Here is a 19289-nt window from a genome sequence, read left to right as displayed (position 1 = left end):
CGTCGTGCGCATGCGTCGGCTTCTGGCGGCGATGGCGGCCGTCGCAACTGCAGTGAGCGGCGTGCTGACGCTGCCCGTGACCGCTGGAGCTGAATCGGCCTCAGGCGACCTTGCCGGCGTTGAAGTCAATCGCTATGGCGGTGCCGACCGGTATGCCACCTCGCTGGAGGTAGCTGAGGAGTTCGTGGCACAAGCCAGCGCCCCACCGGATGCCGTCGTATTGGCATCGGGCGAGAGCTGGTTTGATGCTGTAGTCGCGGCGCCGTTTGCGGGATCGATCGATGCACCGCTGCTGATGACGCCGCCTGGCGAGCTCCGCGATGACGCCGCTGGCTTCCTCGAGCGCATCGGCGCATCAGAGGTCTTCGTGGTGAGCGCCGATCGCGGACCGCACGCCGTTGGCCCCGCCGTCATCTCCGGGCTGGCTGATCTCGGCATCCGGGCGCAACGAGTCACCGGCCTGGATCGGTATGCGACCGGCGCTGCCGCAGCTCGGCGCATCGACGAGGTGGGCACGATGCCGGGACTGGGCCGCACGGCGATTGTGGCCAGCGGCGAGGTGTTCGCCGACGCGCTGGTGGCAGGCCCGCTCGCAGCGCACGGACCGCATCCCGTGTTGCTGACACCGCCCGGCGAGTTGCACCCCGAAGCAGCCGTCTACCTGCGCGAGGCCGGCATCGAGCACGTGGTGCTGATGGGCGGCACGGCGGCGTTGACCGCAACCGTCGAGACATCGCTGCGAGAGCTCGGCCTGTCTGTGACTCGCCTCGCAGGAGCAACGCGCTTCGACACCGCGGTGCAAGCGGCGCAGCTCGCGGCCGAGCGATATGGCGATTCCGCAGGCGGGGGCTGCTTCGCCGGCGGCAGGGTGGGCCTGGCCCGGGCCGATGTGCCGTTCGACTCGTTCGGCGCCGGACCGCTGCTCGGGCGCCTCTGCGCGCCGCTGCTGCTGACCGAGCCGGCCACCGTGCCGCCCGACACCGCTGCGCACCTCGACGGCATCCGAGCCTCGCTCGGCGCTGATGCCACCATCGAGCTGCTGGTGTTCGGCGGCGAAGCCGCCGTAGCCCAGACCGCCCTCGACGCCTACCTGCGAGGCGAGTCGGGCGACGACGTCGAGGACGATGACTCCACCGATCCGTCGGGTCTTGTTCGTGCTGTGCTGCCGCCCGGAACTTGCGGCGGCAGGATCACCGATCCCCCCCGTCAGTTGCTTGATTCCCGAAGTGCCGAACGCGCAGCCTGGTCGTCGGACTGTGAAGAGATCCACTACGTCCTGAGTTCTTCGCTGTGGAACGCCAAGCAGGACGGTTCTGAGCCGACGAGCCTCCTCCATGACCCTGACATCGGCCTGTCTTTGCGTTCGGCCGTGTGGTCGCCGGACGGCAGCCAGATTGCCTATGTCCAACGTGAAGACGGTACCAAGGGCTACCTCGCGCACATCTGGACGGCCAACGCAGACGGCAGCCGCCGCACACAATTGACCGACGGGCAATTCCGAGATTATGCGCCGACGTGGTCGCCCGACGGCGAGACGATCGCATATGTCCGGACACGACAGGAAGAACTCCCGGTTTCCCGTGGGGGGACCGCCCTGTTCACCGTCGAGGCATCCATTGTCACGATGGATCGTGGCGGTCGCACTCAGTCATCAGCCGTCATTGGCGCTGTCGTGGGAAATCGGCTGGCGTGGTCGCCCGACGGGTCACAGATCGCATTTGTGCAGGGGAGCGCCTTGGTGTTGTTGACAGTGGACGGCTCGAGCACACGAACGGTGCTCGCAGGTGCCAGCGGCCTCGGCGGACTGTCGTGGTCGCCGGACGGGCGCCGGATCGCCTACGTCCGCTACGACCACACGAAGCCGACCCAGAGACGGGTGATGGTTGCCGAAGTTGAGGGGTCGCGGCACGAGCTCGTGGCTGAAGTGACCGGCAGCGTGCCGGCGGTGGACTGGTCACCCGACGGCCAGCTCCTTCTGTACTCGGTGCGGGACGGAGGTGAGCGTCGCGTCTATGTCGCAGGCGCGGGCGCTGGACAGTTGAGCACCGAATCGGCGTGCCGACCACGCGCGCCTGGTCTCACCACTACGGGATTTCCGATCCAATCCGAGGTGCCGACGACCGGAACGCTTCGTGTAGCGCTGTTGTTCATGGACTTCCCCAACGCGCAGGCGACCTACAGCACCCACGACGAGCTCGAGCACAGCCTCCCGCGGCTGGAGCGTTACCTGGAGTCGGCGAGTTACGGAAAGCTGGATATTGAGTGGATTCCCTTGCATCGGTGGTTGCGAGCCGAGGAGGCAACCCCCCACTACATCGATGTCGGGGCACGTGGCAGTCCGGGGTTGGCAATACGAGCTTCGGCGCACGCGATCTCGCTGGCGGATGAGTTCTTCGACTTCTCCACCACCCCCGCCGTGCTGACGGTGTTTCCGAGCAGCCGCTTCGGCGGCGGCAACGCGGGAGGAAGGCACGAAGTGGACGGCGTAGAGGTCATGTCGGCGCGTGTCAACACGTACTTCGGAAGTGACCGGGGACGGCCCGGCCAGTGGGGTCGCCTCGGAGCGCACGAACTTGCTCACCTGCTCGGACTAGACGACCTCTATGCCTATGACGACACCAGGCTCGATCACTCGCCGGCGCCGGCTGGCCAGTGGAGGGTGGCGACGAACTGGGGGTTGATGGGCTTGGAGACGAGCTACTTGACCCATGAGCGAGATGACAGGCTCATGTACCCGAGTTGGAACCACAAGGACGGCTTCCACACTGCGTACACGACTGGCCTGCAGATGGCCGAGATGCTCGGATGGAGTCGATGGCAGCTCGATTGGCTGGATGCGAGCCAGGTGCAGTGCGTCACTGACGCCAAGGCTCGTGTGGAGCTGGCACCGATCGCGCGTCCAGGTGACGAAGTGGCCCTGGCTGTGATCCCGCTCAATTTCCTCGATGTCATCGTGGTCGAGTCACGGCGCCGTCTCGGTTACGACCGCAACGAGGAGTACACCGCGTCGAACGGTTTTGAGGTCAGCAGGCCAAATCTCATCGACGAGGGAGTGGTGGTGTACACCGTCGAGACAGCCACGAGCGGCGGTGACCTGCCGGTGAAGATTGCCGGCGACCGGGGCGACGGCCGCGTCGGACGTCATCCGATCCTGACTGAAGGCGAGTCACTGACCGTTCGCGGCTACACGATCACCGTGACCGGCGATGACGGCGAACGCCACACTGTTTCTATTCGGCGCAACGACGCAGGTTGAGCCCCGAGTCCTGTGCCCCGAGGGAGTTGCGCCCGCTGATCTCAGCCGGGTGCGGCCGTCAGGCGTTCTTGATGAGCAGGCCGCCGTCTACGGGGAGCACGGCGCCGGTCATGTACTGGCTGGCAGGAAGGCAGAAGTTGAGCGTGCCGTGCGCCACTTCCTCAGGCTCGGCGTAGCGGCCGAGGGCGGTGCGGCGCTTGGCGAAGATCGTCTTGTGCTCCTCGGATATCTCCGCCGTCATGGCCGTGCGGATCGGCCCGGGGCAGATGCAGTTCACCGTGATGCCCTCGCGGCCCAGCTCCACCGCCAGCGACTTGGTGAGCCCGATCACGCCGTGCTTGGCGGCCGTGTAGGGCGAGCCGAACTTGGTGGCGCCCCAGCCCTCGGTGGAGGCGATGTTGACGATGCGGGCCGCATCGGACTGGCGCAGGTACGGCAGCGCCGCCCGCACGGTGTAGGTGTGCGCCGTCAGCAGCACCTCGAGCGAGATGGCCCAGTTGTCCTCGTACTCCTCGGCATCGATCGGCGAGAAGCGCGAGATGCCGGCGTTGTTGATGACGTGGTCGATGCCGCCGAACCGCTCGGCCACCTCGTTCGTGACCTGGTTGACGCGGTCGCGGTTGGCCACGTCCATCGTCCAGCCCGCCGCTGAGCCGCCAGCGTCGTTGATCTCGGCCACTACGGCGTCCACCTCGGCCTGGCCCAGGTCGGTGACCGCAACGTGCGCCCCCTCATCGGCGAACAGGTGCGCTGTCGCCCGGCCTTGGCCCATGCCGGCGCCGGTGATCAGCGCCACCCGGCCCTCGATCGACCGGTTCAATGTCGACAGTCGCTTCGTCGTCCCCATGGCGAGTCTCCTCGTGAATTCGGTTGTCTGCGGTGTGCGGCTGCGGTCAGCCGGTTTGCCAGGCGGTGCCGCCGTCGATCTTGAGCACCGAGCCGGTGGTGTAGCTCGACGCCTCTGAGGCGAAATAGAGCGCTGCGCCGACCACCTCGTCGGCCTCGCCGCCGCGGCCCAGTGCGATCTCGTTCTCGGCCCGCTCGTTGAACGCGTCCATGTCCCAGGCCTTGGAGATGTCAGTGAGGAACGGTCCGGGCATGATGCAGTTCACCCGCACGCGGGGCGCATACTCCCGGGCGAACGACTGCGTGATGGCGTGGATGCCCGCCTTGGCGGCCCCGTAGGCCGTCTCGTTGGGCGAGGGCGCCACGGCCGCCACCGAGCTCACGTTGATGATCGAGCCGCCGCCCGCTTCGTACATGCGCTTGCCGAACACCGCCGAGGCCCGGAACGGCCCCTTGAGGTTCACGTCGATCACCTTGTCGAACAGCCCCTCGGACACCTCGTACAGCGACGGGTACAGCGGTGACAGGCCGGCGTTGTTCACCAGCACCTCGCAGTGGCCGAACTCGTCATAGACCCGCTCGCACAGGGCGTCGTTCTGGTCCCAGTAGCCCACGTGGCACTCCACCGCCAGCGCCTGCTGCCCGGTGGTATCACGCACCTCGGCGGCCAGCGCCTCGCAGTTGTCGAGCTTGCGCGAGGCGATCACCACATCGGCGCCGGCCCGGGCGAACGCGAGCACCATCTCGCGGCCCAGCCCGCGCGACCCGCCGGTGACCACCGCCACCCGGCCCGACAGGTCGAACAGCGCCGCGTTCGAGGTGCCAGCCATCTCAGCGGCTCCAGGAGTTCCAGCTCATCACCGAGTCGAGATCGGTGCGGGTGGCCAGCTTGAAGTCGGTGCCCACGGTGTAGGCCACCGGGCTCAGCGCGTACTGGCGCACATTGTCATACGGGATGCCCAGGATCTCCGCGGCCTCGCGCTCATAGCCGAGGTGCAGGGTGGTCCAGCAGGTGCCGAGGCCCCGCTCGCGGGCGGCCAGCATGAAGCTCCACGCCGCGGGGATGATCGAGCCGGCCTGGCCCACCATCATGCGGGCATCGTCGGTGCGGCCGGTGATGCAGGGCAGGAACAGCACCGGGCTGCGGTGCATGTTCTGCGACAGGAACTCCGCCGATGAGGTCACCCGGGCCTGCTGCGCCTCTCGCTGGGCGCCGAGACCCGAGCCCACCCGGCCCGCGTACATGGGGCTGTTGCGGTAGGCGTCGAAGCCCTGCTTGTAGAGCGCCGAGATGGCCTCGATCTTGTCGCGCTCGGTGACGAACACGAAGTGCCAGCCCTGCATGTTGGAACCCGTCGGCGCCTGCACGGCGATCTCGACGCACTCCCGCAGCACCGATTCGGGCACCGGCCGGTCGAAGTCGAGCCGCTTGCGCACGGCCCGGGTGGACTGCAGCACCTCGTCGGCCGACAGGCCCAGCTTGATCCCAGCATCGCTCATCTTGTGCTCCGTTCGGTCGTGCTCGGCGGGGTTGTTGGCGCCGATGTCCCGCAGCAGAGTAACCGGCGCCTGTCGGGCGTACCGGGCCGTTCACGCCCGCTTGGAAGTGGTCGCTGATGTTGCGTTGACATGTGCTCGCACGACGTCGCGTTCCCGATGTGAACTGGCCAGTCGTGCGAATGCGGTCAGGGCATCAGCGGAGGAACTTGCTGGTGGTGTTGTCGGCCAGCACCCGGCCGCTGGTCTGGCAGCCGGCGCAGTAGTTGACCGAGTAATCGCGGTACTCGACGGCCCGCACCACGTCGCCGCAGAGCGGGCACGGCTCGCCCGTGCGGCTGTGTACTGCCGAGGGCCGTTCGGCCGACCGGCTCATCTCGGGAAGTTGCCGCTCGGCGGCCAGCGAGTCGTCGACCACGGCGCCGATCGCGGCCACGACTGCCTCGACGCCCTCGGTATCCATCCGGCCGGTGGGTGCGAACGGCGACAGCTTGGCCCGGTGGCAGATCTCGTTGGCCAGCCGCCGTCCGAGGCCCGAGATCACTCGCTGGTCGCGCAGGAAGTTGTGCAGGCGGGCTGGATGCGCCGCCATGAGTTCGGCCATGCCTGCGGCGTCGATGTCGGTGGCTTCGGGCCCCAGGCGGGTGAGCGGTTCGGCCTCGGCCGGATCGCCGGCGATGACCCACACGCCGGCCCGCTTCTGGGTACCCGGCTCGGTGAGCAGCAGCCCCAGCCCGCTCTCGAACTCGAACCGGGCCAGCCCGTCACGAGGCCGGCGGGGCCGCTTGGCGTCGGGCTGCAGCACCCGCAGCCGCCCGCCCTGCATGAGATGCACCACGAACGTCAACCCATCCTGCGACGGGGGAGCGAACCGCAGCAGCAAGAACTTGGCCCTCTGGCCGACACTGCGCAACGGCCAGCCGATGGCGTCATTCGGTGACGGGCTCGCGGTCTTGAGCGCAGTGAACGACAGCGGCTCCACCCGCTTCAGCACCTCGCCGGCAGCGAGCGCTTCCAGTCGTTCAGCATGCGCCCGGATTTCCGGGATCTCCGGCACGAGTCGTCAGCCCCCGCCGTTGCCGTCTTCAGCTGCGTCGCCAGCGCTGCCCGTCCCGCCGCCGTCGGCGCCGTCAGTCTCACCGGCACCGCCGCCCGAAGCATTGCCTTCCTCCTCGGCGAGCGCTCGCCCCAGCGCCGTGTTCACAAGCGCCAACGCTTCAGAAGCCGCAATCAGCACCCGCACATCACCGCTCACCTTGATGAGTCCGGCCTGCAAGGCGGCCAGCGCACCCATCTCACCCCGGCGCACGGCCTCTGCCGTCTCCCGGGACTGGCTCATCACCACGACGCCGCCGTCATCACCGATGCGCACGCGCCCGCCGTCGCTGGCCCCGCCGTGCCCCTCGCCATCACCGTCCGCCGAATCGGCACCGGGCGCCACTGGCTCCAGATGGGCCCGACCGCCGTCGATCACCAGCCGGTAGGCCACCACGGGCCCCCCGTTGCCGTCGCCGATCCGCTGCTCCACCGTGGCCCGCACCTCGGGCAGATTCACATCCGCCAGCACCTCGGACATCGCCGTGCACCAGCCCTCGGACCCGATCTCCACCACAGCGAACCTATGCCGCCCGCTACCGCATGTCACGCCACCGGCCGGCAATCGCACCTCCCTCGGGCGGTTCTTCTGGCGCAGCAGCGCAATAGCATGGCGGGGTGACCTTTCCGGCTCGCCGCCTTCGTCGGTTGCGTCGCACCCCGGCGCTGCGCCGGCTCGTTGCGGAGACAACCGTCACTCCCAGTGATCTCATTGCGCCGCTGTTCGTGCGTGAGGATGTCGCCGAGCCGCAGCCGATCATCTCGCTGCCCGGCATCGTGCAGCACAGCCAGGAATCGCTGCGCAAAGAAGTCAACGAGCTGGCCAACCTCGGCATCAGCGGGGTGATCCTGTTCGGCTTGCCGGCCCGCAAGGATCCCGTGGGCTCCGAGGCTTGGAACCCCGACGGCGTGGTGCAGGTGGCACTGCGCAACCTGCGCGACGACCACGGCTCGGAGCTGGCGATCATCGCCGACCTGTGCGTCGACGAGTACACCGACCACGGCCACTGCGGCGTGGTGACCGACAACGGCGAAGTCGACAACGACGCGACGCTCGAGCTGTACCAGCGTGTGGCGCTGGCCCAGGCCGAGGCCGGTGCCGACATGGTGGGCCCCTCGGGAATGATGGACGGCCAGGTCGCAGCGATCCGCCAGGTGCTCGACGCCAACGGCTACGAGCACCTGCCGATCATGGCCTACTCGGCGAAGTACGCCTCGGCCGAGTACGGGCCGTTCCGCGACGCTGTCGACGTCACCATCGCCGGCGGGGGCAACCGCAAGGGCTACCAGCAAGACCCCGCCAACGCCCGCGAGGCCATGGCCGAGATCGAGCTGGACATTGCCGAGGGCGCCGACATCATCATGGTGAAGCCGGCGCTGGCGTATCTCGATGTGATCGCTGCGGCCCGGGCTCGCTTCGACCTGCCGCTGGCGGCGTACCACGTGTCGGGCGAGTACGCCATGCTCAAGGCGGCCGCTGCGAACGGCTGGATCGACGGGGCGGCCACGGCGGTCGAGCACCTCACGGCCATCAAGCGGGCCGGTGCCGACTTGACCCTCACCTACCTCGCAAGAGAGTTCGCCGAAACCCTGCAGTAGCCGCAGCCCTACGGGCCCCTCGGCCCGCAGCTGCAGCCGGCTCAGCGGGACGGATGGGTCACCTGGGCCACGCCGATGGCGCAGAGGGCCCCGATGAACTGCGCCACGATGAACAGCGGCGCGCTGGCCGGGGCAATGCCGGCGAACGTGTCGGAGAACATGCGACCAACGGTCACCGCCGGGTTGGCGAAGCTGGTGGAGGACGTGAAGAAGTAGGCCCCGCCGATGTAGGCCGCCACGGCGAACGCCACGAACTGGGTCTTGCCCGAGCGCACCACGCCGATGATGACGATCACCAGCCCGAACGTGGCAATGATCTCCGAACCGAAGGCGGCCCCGCTCATCCGGTCCTTGGTCGACCAGAACACGGCGTCGAGCTCGAAGATCACGTTGGCAGCCATGACGCCCAGGATCCCGCCGACCACCTGCACCACCACGTACAGCCCGGCCATGCGGTTGTCGAGGTCGCCGGCGAGGCGCGCCCACAGCGTCACCGCCGGGTTGAAGTGCGCCCCCGATGTCGACCCGAACAGCAGGATCAAACACGTCAGCGCACCGGCGGTGGCAATCGAGTTCTCGAGCAGCTGCAGCCCCACGTCGTTCGGGCTGAGCCGCTCGGCCATGATCCCCGAGCCCACCACGCTGAGCAGCAGGAACCCCGTCCCCACGAACTCCGACGTCAGACGGCTGGCCGTGGTCTCACGCAACTGCGGCACCGGGACAGCCTGCCACCCACGGGTAAACGAACCCTGTCTCCCGGGTGAACACTGGGCCCACACCGATCCGGGCCGACGCTCGCTGACTCCTTGCTGACACCTTCCGGCTCTGGCCTACTCGCCGTCCGGAACGACAAAGACGTTGTGGCTCAGTTCACTCCCGACGGAGGTGTTGCGGCGGATGATGTCCGCCAGCGTGGTGGAGCGCACCTCGTCGAGCAGGTCGGTGTTGGCTGCGAAGAACGGATCGTTCTCGAACCAGAAGCGGTCGCCGTCGCGCAGGCGTCGGAACTGCTCGCCGATGACGGCCTGCAGCGTCGCGCCGACCGATGCGCCCTCGACGTGGTCCTCGGCCAGCGCCGCGACCCACAGGTCCAGATCGTCGACATCGCCGTAGGCGTCAGCGAGGGCCTGCTGGACATCGGCATCCGAGCTGATGTCGGCGAAGCTGGTCACCGGGTCCAAGCCATACGCCTCGCGCGCCGTGTTGAAGTCGCTGAGGCCGTGGTCGCGGCCCCGCTGGATGTTCAGGGCGACCAAGTCGAAGGCTGGCCCTCCCGGCCCGCGCATGAGGAAGTTCCGGACATCGTCGATGACCAGAGCGTCGACATTCTGGGCCCGCTGTGTCGCGAAGCCGCGCAGCACCTCGGCGATGTCGTGGTCGTCGTAGAACGCCGGGCGGAAGAAGGCGTCCCTCAACCCGACATGAGTGGATTCGCCGTCGTCGTCGAGCAGGTGGAGGTTCGATGACAGCAAGGTGTGTCCGACCCGGTACGCCCCCGCCGAGAACTCGCTCGCGATGGTCGGGTCCACCGATGCGTCGTAGCCCGCGTACTCGCCCAGGGCGTCGGGACCCAGCAGGAACGGCAGGAACTCGCTGTAGGTGACGTTCTGGATCAGGGCCCCGACGATCTTGCGGGCCAGCTCGTAGATCTCATCGCCGCCCAGGTCGCTGTTCCCCGCAGCGATGACGTCGGCCAGCCGGTTGTGCTCCCGCACGAACAGCGTGTGCATGGCGATGAGGCCGATCTGCTCGTTGACCCGCAGATCGCCTGCCACGAACAGGTTGGTGCGGTGCGCCCCGCCCTCGTTGTCGAGCCCGCCGGTGTTGTACGGCAGGAACTTGCCGCCCTCCGATGTCTTGAGCTTCCCGGTGCCGTCGTTGGCGCGCAGCGCGCTGGCCCGGGCGCGGTCCGAGCCGTACACCTGAGAGCCGTCGACGAACGCCGTGAGCGCGTTGACCTGCCGGCGTGGATTGTCCCTGCCGGTGCCAGTGCCGGCATCAGACGCAGAGCGGTGCAGCTCGATGGTCATCTCGCCGAGGCCCATCGGATCGAACACCGGGTCGCCGCTCGGCACGGCAATCGAGAACGCCTCGTCGAGGTTGTCTGGGCTCAGCGTGATGTCGTGGTCGATGAACTGGCCCCACTGCCACACGAGGTCGCTGCCCCCCAGTGCGTGCGGCACCGATTCGTCCTGGGCGAAGACGAGGTTGCTGACGGTGCGGGCGTTCGGCCGTCCGTCCGCCGGGGTGGACACTCCGTCCGCATAGGCGTCGGCGGCCTGCTTCAGCAGGGCGATGCCGGCCGACCCCCAGGCCGGGTTGTCGAGGTTGTTGCGGCGGCCGTCGAAGGCTCGGGGCATGAAGCCTTGCGGGAACTCCTCGAGGCTGACGGCGACGGTGTCGCCGCTCGCCCAGTCGATCTCGACGCCGTCCCACGTGTAGGAGCCGCCATCGATGGCGGCGTCGGCGAGATTGAGCCCGAGCGAGCCGAGCTGCAGCCGCAGCGAACTGGCCCGATCAGGCAGTTCGGGCTCGAAGTCGATGCTTACCGTGCCGTTGTTGCCGCCGGGCTCTGCCGGGGCGAACGCCAAGCCCCGCACCTCGTAGCGCTCTTCCTCCCACGTCAAGCCGCCGTTGGTGAGATCTCCGCACTCGTAGGCCACGTAGCCCAGCAGATCATCGTGGCTGCCCACTGCCAGGTCGGCCTCCCACACCACGCTGCTCCCGTCCGGGACCCAGCCGGCAGCCGTGTCGCTGCTCGCATCGGTGCTTGCTTCGATGCTGTCGGCAGTCGAGCCGACGCCCAAGGCCTGGCCCTGCAGCGGCGGCGCAGCCACCACCAAGACGAGGGCCAACGTGACTGCGGGCGCGATGAGTCGACGGAACGGGGGGAGGTATCGCACGGGGGGACGCGCTCCTTGAGATGCTGCGGCGGGGCCGCTGCCTCTGATGGGGGATGTGAAATCACAACAGCCCCCGATCACAGTGCGGGGCGCATATCACCCCATGCTGTGAACGGAGGCTGAGCGCCGAACCGTAATCGTGCTTGCCCGCAGTAGTGCCGATCTCGGGCTGAGCGTTCTCTATGGACTACCTGAGAGATTCAAGGCGAGAAATGGCCTCGCTAGGAGGGCGCGACGAGCAGCCATCGACTATGAGATCAGCGCCGGATCCTGCCCCCGGCCGTCTCAGCGATTGCGCCGCCCATCTCATCCAGCGTCACAGGTGGGCCGTCGAACTGCAGGGTGCCGAACAGATGGCCGACTGGACGGACGACCGCGAACCGAACGGTGCCACCGTCAATGAAGTAGCGCAACCGGTCGCCCGGCTGCAGTGACAAGCACTCTCGAACCCGGCGAGCCAACGTCGTTAGGCCCTTCGAAGTAATGGTCGACTCAGGCACGTTGCCATCCCCGGATGCCCTACAGATAGAAGAATCACCCATAGTCGCGGCGGGCCCATTCGAAGCTGTCGTCCTGGATGATCCTGACAGCTTCATCGATGTCTGCGTCGAGGGCGTCCTCAAATTGATTGCGCAGTACTTCTTCCGCATCATGGGGGCCGTTGCCTTCGACCCAGAGATAGTCGCCGAGGTCGCTGACGAACGGGACGCCAACTTCCTCGGGCGAGGCGTAGTTGTCTCTGAACCAGACAATCATGTCGTGTAAGTCCGCGTGGCGGCCTTCGGCGAGGGCGAGGGCGAATCGGCCGAGCCAATCGAACTTCTCTGGACTCGGAGCGTCGGCGCACATGCCGTGTGCGATTGCGTCTCTCCGACTTGCAAAGTCCTTGAGTTCAGCGGCTTGGTTGTCGCTGAGCACGCCGTCGATGGTGAGTTGTTGAATCAGACTGCGTGGCGGCAGTGGGCGCTCCGGAGCAATCATTCGTTGGTGAGCTTCCCAGAGCAGGGCCCCCTCGATCGCTGACCACAGCACCAAGCTGGCCGCATCGGGGGACACGGCGGCCAGCTGCTGCGCCTCGCGCACCCGGCGATTCACAAGTGCGAGGTCCGGCTCAGGCGGCGGTCCGTCACGTTCATACGTCACGACGTCGAGTCGCCATCCACAGTCGTCAGCAAAGGTCTTCTTGAGTCGTTCGAGCCGGCGACTGGCATCGTCGCTCATGGGGGTCGCCTTTACTTCGACAACCACGAACTCGTCATCCCTGCGAGCGACCGCATCCGCTATGAATGACTCGAACGGCTCCGGCAAGCGCTCGTTGAGGCTGACGTCGTAGCCATCCGCCTCGTACCTTGCGCGTGCACTCATGAGTGCGATGTGTTCAGCAGCCCTCACCGTCATGAGAATGTCACCTCAGGGCGGGCCTCGGCGACCCGGACATAGACGAAGTCGCCAGTCGTCGAACCGAGCGCCCGAGCAAGAGTCACTGGTGCGCCGATGACCGGCGGCGGATTCACCCGGTCGACCTTCCGGGCGCAGACATCGACGATGGTCTTGTCATCTTCGTACACGAGATCTTCGAGCGCGTCTTGGATCGGCTTGATGATGTTGTCGGTGTCGAGGTCTGTCGCCTCGCTGAAGAAGAAGTCGATGCGGAGACATAGAGGTCCATCGAGCAGTTGGTCCTGTTCTGGAACAGCTGCCTGCACCTTGGCCTGCCACAGCGGTCGGGAGTTCGCGCGATGGGCCCTTGGAGTGCCAACGACAACGAACTCAACCACGCGAATCCTCACCTGCCGAGATTCGCGCTGAGCCTAGGCACGCAGGCCGGCATCGGCCGGCGCAATTTCGGCAGTGTCGAGTCGTGCCCGAACCGGGCGCTGATCGGGGAGTGTCTTGTTGCCTATGTGAGGGGGTGGCGGATGGAGCGCAAGAGCAACGCAGTCTCGGTGTCGGATTTCGCGCCCACGTAATCGGCGTGGTCGGGCTCCTCCGCAAGCTGTGACCTGCTCCATCCTTGATGACTCATTGGTGATCCTCTCCTAACGCTTGGTGACTGTCACGGTCCAGCGTCCGGGAGTGTCGATCTCCAAGTCCGCTACCCCCGGCCTGCACTCCAAGATTCCGTTCCCGACTGTCACCGTTGCCTGATTCGCAGCAGTCCGCGTGAACATCTCCAACGCAATGATCTCGTGACACGTCTCGGTGCTCAGCACCACCGAGAACACTCCACCGTCGATGCCTTCGGCTGTGGCTTCGACCATGTAACGGCCCTCGTCAAGCTGGATGCCCGTGAGTGCTTTGCCGTATCCCTCCAGCGTTACTGGCCTCGTGGGAGCTGACGTGGTTGTTTGTGCTGGAGCGGATGTCGTGGCGACAATCGGCGTGGCCGTGGTCGTTGTGACGTCTGCGACCGTGGCCGTGTCCGGCACGGCCTCCGGCTCTGCGCTGTTGCATCCGGTGAGCAGCAGCGTCAATGCCGCGGTTGCGGCGACCCATCTCCTCATTGGTCTTCACTCTTGTTGAGCATTCTGTTTGCTGACTGGTGCGCCCGGTAGTTCACATCGACGTGGGCAGCACTCCAAGACGTTGCACGCAAGTCGTCGATCAGCGCAGCCAAGTCTTCTGTATTCGTTCGCGGTGGCGGTCGCGCTGCACGGGAGATTCCACTGTGCCCCATACGACGAATGCCTCGTCGATAGCGAGCCGCTGCCACATCGCTAGGCATTTGGTGTGCCCGTGAGGCGTCGCCGGATGCCCACCGTCACCAGCCCGCAGATTCGACCTATAGCTCCGGCGAGAACCCGCGGACGGGTTGCGCTGATGATCCAGCAAGTCTTCAATGAACTCTCGGTCAAATTGACCGGATCGTGGCCAAGCAGCAGGGAGAAGTCGATCCAGCGCCTCACGATGCTCTCGTGCTGTTGCCCATCCGTTGGCTCCGACGCAGTTCAGCGCGCAGGTGCCCAACGAGGTTGTCGAGACGTTGCATCCATTGTTGACGTTCGTTCATGTACCGCGAAACTACAGCGGGTGTGCGGCACGCTGGCTGGCCTCTGCCCTACGTGCCGTCAGCAGGCACCACATCGAGAAACGTGACTTTGATCAGGGGGTCGGAGCTCTTTGCAGGTCACGATGGCGTGGCTGAGTGTGTCACACCCCCTTCGTACGTTTGTTTCTGTGACGAACGACGGCGAGCTCAGCCAACCGAGCGAGGTTGCGCCCGGCTGCGTGCGTGTGGCGGCGGTGGATGTCGCGAATCTGTGCGATGAGTCGTTGCGTGCGCGCCTGGTCGAGATTGGACGTGCCCGGTCTGGTTTGGAGGCGATGTATGCCGACACGCTGGGCGAGATAGCGCGCCGTGACAGCACCGCTGTTGCTGAGCAAGTTGCCAAGGACACATTGGCGGTTTCGGGACGTGCGGCGCGTGCCGACGTGAAGACTGCAGAGGCGCTTGGGGAGCTCGACGCGACGCGGAGCGGGCTTGCGTCGGGGCAGATTCCCCCGGGGCACGCCCGTTTGATCGCTCGTGCTGCTGGGGATGCCCCGATCGACGAAGGATTCCTGGCTGGGCGGGCACGTTGTGAGGGCTATGACGAGTTCCGGCGGACCGTGGCGCGTCACGTAGCAGACCGCAGCGGCGATGACGGGGAGAGCTTGCTGGAGCGCCAGCGCCGATCACGCGCCGGACGGGTCTTCACCCGCCGCGACGACGGCATGGTGGTGCTCCACCTCGAACTCGACCCGCTGACTGGTGCGAGGGTGAACACGGTGGTTGCAGCTACCGAGCGCAGCATGTTCCGCGACGAAGATCCCAAGGCGCGCCCCACTCCTGCGCAGCGCACTGCCGACGCAATCACCAAGCTCCTGTTGGAACCGGGCACTCGTCGACCCGCCGGCACCACGCTGCTAGTGGTCGCCGATTACGACATGGTCAACCACCAGCTCCGGAACACACGCTTGGCAGACGGCACTCCGATTCCGATTGGGGATATCGCCAAGGCCGCAGTTGAGATGAAGGTGCTGCCGGTCATCTTCGAGGACGCGACCGCCGACCTGCGCATGGGTCGCACCCGGCGTACTGCCGACGAATTCCAACGCGCCGCGCTCGCGCTGCGGGATCAGGGCTGCATCGGTTGCGGCATCGCACCCGAGCGTTGCTACTCCCATCACGTCACCGAGTGGCGAGACGACGGTCCCACCGATTACGCCAACCTCGTGACGGTCTGCAACAACTGCCACAAGGTCAAGATTCACGAACAGGGCTTCACGGTCGAACGCGACCGCCCCAAGGGCCGATTCAGGCTGCGAGCCCCTCCGAGTTGATCCTGCCGGGGCCCGCCGGGGTGTGGGATTCACGGGTCGGCGACGCTGATTGTGCCGCCGTTGGGCGTGGCGTCTTGGCTGTGGCCGGGCGTGGTGTCGTTGCTGCGACTGGGCGCGGTGTCTCGGCTGCGGCTAGGGACTAGGTCTCGCGGAGGTCGAAGGCGATCTTGGTGGAGCCTCGGGAGCCGGCGTTGGCGGCGTGTTCGAGGGCGTCGCGGTAGTCCTCCAGCGGGTAGAGCTCGGACACCAGGCGTTCCAGGTTGCAGTCGCGCACCAGCTTGATCGCGGCCTCGAAGGTGTGGCCCCCGTCCAGCCTCGGCTCGGTGCCATAGCAGTAGGCACCCACCAGCTCAGTCTCGCGGTGCCACAGGGCCGACAGGTTCAGCTCCACGTTGGCGGGCATGCCCAGCACCACCACGCGGCCGCGGGGGCGGGTGAGGGCGATGGCGTCGGTCAGCGACGCTGACGAGGCCACGGCGTCGATCGTCACGTGGGTGCCTGAGCCCAGCGTCTCGCCGATCACCCGGGTGCCGGCGGCCCGGCGCACGGCCCGGCCCAGCTCGTCGGGCGACACCGCCAGGTCGGCGCCGAGCTCTCGGGCGAGGCGGCGCTGGTGGCTGTAGCGGGCTCCCACCACGATCGCCGCGACACCGGTGCACTGGCGCAGCGCAGCCACCGCCACCAAGCCCATCGTGCCGGCGCCGATCACCGCCGCCGTACCGCCCTCGGTCACGCCAGACCGCAGCGCAGCATGCACGCCCGCCGCGGTCGGCTCGATCATCACCGCGGCATGGTCGGACAGGTCCTCGGGGCCCAGCGATCCCAGCGAATGCAGCTGGGACTCGTGCGCGGCGAACATCTCCGACCAGCCGCCCCCGGTGGACACACATGAACCGGTCTGCAGACCCGCCTCGATCTGGCCCCCGATCAGGTGGCTGTAGTCGTCGCCGTCGGCGGGAGCAGCGTCGGGCCATGGCGGGGCATAGCCGTGGGCCTCGTGACCGAGCACCGCCTCGAGCACTACCCGGGTGCCGTCGTCGGTGTGACCCACCACCTCGTGGCCCGGCACGAACGGGAACGACACCAGCGGTTCGAAGTAGCGCGACACCTTCCCGTCCACCGTCGCCAGGTCGGAACCGCAGATGCCTGAGAGGGTGGGTCGCACGTACTGCCAGCCGTCGCCGGGCAGTTCCGGCGGATCCATCTCGGTCAAGCGCAACGGGCCGACCCCAGCACCGGATCCCGGCTTCAGCTTCCCCGCGGCCATCGCCGCGGCAAACCGCAGCTCCTTGCGCTCAAAGACCAGCGCCTTCACGTCCGCCCGCCCGACCCTCAGTCGCCTGCCGAGACGGCCGTGCTGCCGGCGTCGGCGCCTGCGCCGCCGACATCAGTGGCCTTGCTGCCTACTTCGTCGGCCAGTTGTGCGATGAACTCGGCCAGCGGCACGTCACGCTGCACCGGCTGGCCGCGGGGGTTCACGCCCACCGTGCCCGCCGCCACGTCGTCGTCGCCCACCACCAGCACGTAGGGCACCTTCTCCAACTTGGCTCGCCGGATGCGTGCCCCCAGCGGGTCATCTGCGGGCACGGTCTCGGCCCGGAAGCCCGCGTCGGCGAGCTGGTCCACGACCGACTCGGCGAACGAATCGTGGTCGGCCCGCACGCCCAGCACCACCGCCTGCACCGGCGACAGCCACGGCGGGAATGCGCCGGCGTAGTGCTCCACCAGCACCCCGAAGAACCGCTCGATCGAGCCGAACAGCGCCCGGTGGATCATGATCGGCCGGTGCACCTCGCCGTCGGCGCCCGTGTAGCGCAGGTTGAACCGCTCGGGCAGGTTGAAGTCGACCTGGATGGTGGACAGCTGCCACGAGCGCCCGATCGCATCGGTCACGTCAATGTCGATCTTCGGCCCGTAGAACGCCGCCTCACCCTCGGCTTCCATGTAGTCGTGGCCGCGCCGGTCCAAGGCAGCCCGCAGCGCAGCCGTCGCTCGTTCCCAGCCCTCGTCGTCGCCCACGTACTTGTCGGGATCCTGAGTGGACAGCTTGAACTCGAAGTCCTCGAAGCCGAACGCGTTCAGCACCGACAGCACGAAGTCGAGCAGTCGCTCGATCTCGTCCGGCAGCTGCTCGGGCGCTACGTACAGGTGGCTGTCGTCTTGGGTGAACCCCCGGATCCGCATCAGCCCGTGCAAGGTGCCTGAGCGCTCGTAGCGGTACACGGTGCCCAGCTCGAACAGCCGCAGCGGCAGCTCCCGGTACGAGCGCTGGCGCTGATTGAAGATCAGGCAGTGCATCGGGCAGTTCATCGGCTTGGGGTAGTAGATGCCGTTGTCCATCTCCATCGGCGGGTACATGCCCTCGGCGTAGAAATCCAAGTGCCCGGAGGTTTCGAACAGCTGGGCGTTGGCCAGGTGCGGCGTGTACACGAACTCGTAGCCGCCCGCTTCGTGGCGGTCGCGGCTGTAGTCCTCCATGATCCTGCGGATCACCGCACCCTTGGGATGCCACACGGCGAGCCCGCCGCCCAGCTCGGCAGGGAAGCTGAGCAGGTCCAGCTCGGTCACCAGCCGGCGGTGGTCGCGCTTGGCGGCCTCCTCCAGCCGCTCCAGGTGCGCAGCCAGCTCGGCCTTCGAGCCCCACGCGGTGCCATAGATGCGCTGGAGCATCTGGCGGTTCTCGTCGCCCCGCCAGTACGCGCCCGCCACGCGCATCAGCTTGAAGTGGCCCAGCCGCCCAGTGTCGGGCACGTGAGGGCCGCGGCACAGGTCGACGAACTCGTCGGTGTTGCGGTAGGTGGTGATCACCCCGCCCTCGGGGCCCGACGCCGGGTCGTCGGCCTCGCCGTCGAGGATCTCGATCTTGTAGGGGTGCGCAGCGAACAGCTCGTCGGCCGCAGCACGATCCACCTCGGCGCGGATGAACGGCTGGCGAGCGGCCACGATGGCCCGCATCTCGGCCTCGATCGCCTCGAGATCCTCGTCGGAGAACGTGCGCGCCCGCCCGCTGTCGTCGAGGCCCAGGTCGAAGTCGTAGTAGAAGCCGTCGGTGATCGGCGGCCCGATCGAGAACGTGGCGCCCGGGTACAGCCGCAGCACCGCCTGGGCCAGCACGTGAGCGGTCGAGTGGCGCAGCACCTCGAGCCCCTCGTCCGACGACGGGAACACCAGCGACACCGAGGCGCCGTCGGGCAAGGGCCGGTTCAGGTCGAGCTGCTCGCCGTCGGCAACGGCGATCAAGGCGTCCTTGGCCGCCCGCCGCCCCAGCGACGCAGCGAGATCGGCGCCGGTCGCGCCACCGGCAAGTTCCCGGGTCTGCCCGTCGGGCAGCACCACGGTGACAGCGGCACGCCCGCCGCCGATGTCGCTTGGCTCGGACCCGTCGCCGCTCATAGGGACAGTTTCCTCGCCTCAGCCCTGCGATTGCGAGTTATTTGCGACGTGGCGCCAGCCGAACTGCATCGAGCGCACGTCATGGGGCGGGTGACATACCGCAGCGACTAGCCCCCGGTGCCGCCGGAGAAGACGATGTTGATCAGGATGATCAGGAAGAGCAGCCCGCCGAGCACCCAGAGCTTGTCGGCGAACTCGAAGCTCTTGAACTTCGCAAACGGGACCATCATCTTGTGCGGGTCCTCGATCGCCTTTCCGTCGACCTTGCGGGTATCGGCGTCGCTCATGCGTTCTCCTGAAGAAGCTGTTCAGCGGCCGATGCCGCGGACCCGGGGGCCGGCTGCGCTCGCAGCCACCGGGAAAGACTAGTGGTCTGG

General features: G+C 67.2%; 18 protein-coding genes. 3 read left to right on the top strand and 15 right to left on the bottom strand.

Annotation, left to right across the window (positions count from 1 at the left end):
• Positions 1–10: 10 nt before the first annotated feature.
• Positions 11–3256, top strand: a complete 3246-nt coding sequence (locus ACOGXD_RS04870) for a cell wall-binding repeat-containing protein (protein WP_419916785.1) — start codon at positions 11–13, stop codon at positions 3254–3256.
• A gap of 58 nt (positions 3257–3314) precedes the next feature.
• Here the strand turns inward: ACOGXD_RS04870 and ACOGXD_RS04865 are convergent, their stop codons facing one another.
• The 5 genes from ACOGXD_RS04865 to ACOGXD_RS04845 form a co-directional block, all read right to left on the bottom strand.
• The gene (locus ACOGXD_RS04865; RefSeq protein ID WP_419916784.1) at positions 3315–4103 is read right to left on the bottom strand and encodes an SDR family NAD(P)-dependent oxidoreductase; all 789 of its coding nucleotides are present in this window, start codon (positions 4101–4103) and stop codon (positions 3315–3317) included.
• Positions 4104–4149: 46 nt separating this feature from the next.
• A complete protein-coding gene (locus tag ACOGXD_RS04860) occupies positions 4150–4932 on the bottom strand; it encodes an SDR family NAD(P)-dependent oxidoreductase (protein ID WP_419916783.1) in 783 nt (260 codons plus the stop codon).
• Between the two features lies 1 nt (position 4933).
• On the bottom strand, positions 4934–5602 hold the full coding sequence (locus ACOGXD_RS04855; protein ID WP_419916782.1) for a nitroreductase family protein: 669 nt from the start codon (positions 5600–5602) through the stop codon (positions 4934–4936).
• A gap of 193 nt (positions 5603–5795) precedes the next feature.
• Complete coding sequence (locus tag ACOGXD_RS04850) at positions 5796–6656, bottom strand: DNA-formamidopyrimidine glycosylase family protein (protein WP_419916781.1); 861 nt, start codon at positions 6654–6656, stop codon at positions 5796–5798.
• Between the two features lie 6 nt (positions 6657–6662).
• Positions 6663–7208 (bottom strand): hypothetical protein, encoded by a 546-nt coding sequence (locus ACOGXD_RS04845; RefSeq protein ID WP_419916780.1) that lies wholly within the window; start codon positions 7206–7208, stop codon positions 6663–6665.
• Between the two features lie 104 nt (positions 7209–7312).
• On the opposite strand from ACOGXD_RS04845, the gene hemB reads away from it, so the two are divergent.
• Positions 7313–8293 carry a porphobilinogen synthase gene (hemB, locus tag ACOGXD_RS04840; protein WP_419916779.1) on the top strand — a complete coding sequence of 327 codons (981 nt, stop codon included), beginning with the start codon at positions 7313–7315 and terminating at the stop codon, positions 8291–8293.
• A 41-nt stretch (positions 8294–8334) separates the two neighbouring features.
• On the opposite strand, the gene ACOGXD_RS04835 is transcribed toward hemB, so the two are convergent.
• From ACOGXD_RS04835 to ACOGXD_RS04805, 7 genes are all read right to left on the bottom strand, one after another.
• Positions 8335–9009 carry an aquaporin gene (locus ACOGXD_RS04835; RefSeq protein WP_419916778.1) on the bottom strand — a complete coding sequence of 225 codons (675 nt, stop codon included), beginning with the start codon at positions 9007–9009 and terminating at the stop codon, positions 8335–8337.
• A 114-nt stretch (positions 9010–9123) separates the two neighbouring features.
• The gene (locus tag ACOGXD_RS04830) at positions 9124–11196 is read right to left on the bottom strand and encodes a peroxidase family protein (RefSeq protein WP_419916777.1); all 2073 of its coding nucleotides are present in this window, start codon (positions 11194–11196) and stop codon (positions 9124–9126) included.
• Positions 11197–11453: 257 nt separating this feature from the next.
• Positions 11454–11696, bottom strand: coding sequence for an AbrB/MazE/SpoVT family DNA-binding domain-containing protein (locus tag ACOGXD_RS04825; protein WP_419916776.1), 243 nt, complete (start codon positions 11694–11696; stop codon positions 11454–11456).
• 34 nt (positions 11697–11730) lie between these two features.
• The gene (locus ACOGXD_RS04820) at positions 11731–12561 is read right to left on the bottom strand and encodes a hypothetical protein (RefSeq protein ID WP_419916775.1); all 831 of its coding nucleotides are present in this window, start codon (positions 12559–12561) and stop codon (positions 11731–11733) included.
• Between the two features lie 29 nt (positions 12562–12590).
• The gene (locus ACOGXD_RS04815; RefSeq protein WP_419916774.1) at positions 12591–12974 is read right to left on the bottom strand and encodes a RusA family crossover junction endodeoxyribonuclease; all 384 of its coding nucleotides are present in this window, start codon (positions 12972–12974) and stop codon (positions 12591–12593) included.
• Positions 12975–13096: 122 nt separating this feature from the next.
• Complete coding sequence (locus ACOGXD_RS04810; protein WP_419916773.1) at positions 13097–13222, bottom strand: hypothetical protein; 126 nt, start codon at positions 13220–13222, stop codon at positions 13097–13099.
• Positions 13223–13235: 13 nt separating this feature from the next.
• A complete protein-coding gene (locus tag ACOGXD_RS04805; protein ID WP_419916772.1) occupies positions 13236–13700 on the bottom strand; it encodes a hypothetical protein in 465 nt (154 codons plus the stop codon).
• A 673-nt stretch (positions 13701–14373) separates the two neighbouring features.
• Here ACOGXD_RS04805 and ACOGXD_RS04800 point away from each other — a divergent pair.
• On the top strand, positions 14374–15519 hold the full coding sequence (locus tag ACOGXD_RS04800; RefSeq protein ID WP_419916771.1) for a DUF222 domain-containing protein: 1146 nt from the start codon (positions 14374–14376) through the stop codon (positions 15517–15519).
• 139 nt (positions 15520–15658) lie between these two features.
• Here the strand turns inward: ACOGXD_RS04800 and ACOGXD_RS04795 are convergent, their stop codons facing one another.
• The 3 genes from ACOGXD_RS04795 to ACOGXD_RS04785 all read right to left on the bottom strand — a co-directional run bounded on the left by ACOGXD_RS04795 (position 15659) and on the right by ACOGXD_RS04785 (position 19199).
• Positions 15659–16834, bottom strand: coding sequence for a zinc-dependent alcohol dehydrogenase (locus tag ACOGXD_RS04795; protein ID WP_419916770.1), 1176 nt, complete (start codon positions 16832–16834; stop codon positions 15659–15661).
• A 17-nt stretch (positions 16835–16851) separates the two neighbouring features.
• A complete protein-coding gene (thrS, locus tag ACOGXD_RS04790) occupies positions 16852–18912 on the bottom strand; it encodes a threonine--tRNA ligase (protein WP_419916769.1) in 2061 nt (686 codons plus the stop codon).
• Positions 18913–19019: 107 nt separating this feature from the next.
• Positions 19020–19199, bottom strand: coding sequence for a hypothetical protein (locus tag ACOGXD_RS04785; RefSeq protein ID WP_419916768.1), 180 nt, complete (start codon positions 19197–19199; stop codon positions 19020–19022).
• Between the last annotated feature and the right edge of the window lie 90 nt (positions 19200–19289).

Source organism: Candidatus Poriferisodalis sp., assembly GCF_965204125.1.
Taxonomy (GTDB): Bacteria; Actinomycetota; Acidimicrobiia; order Acidimicrobiales; family Poriferisodalaceae; genus Poriferisodalis.
This window is presented reverse-complemented; position numbering and strand designations above follow the sequence as displayed.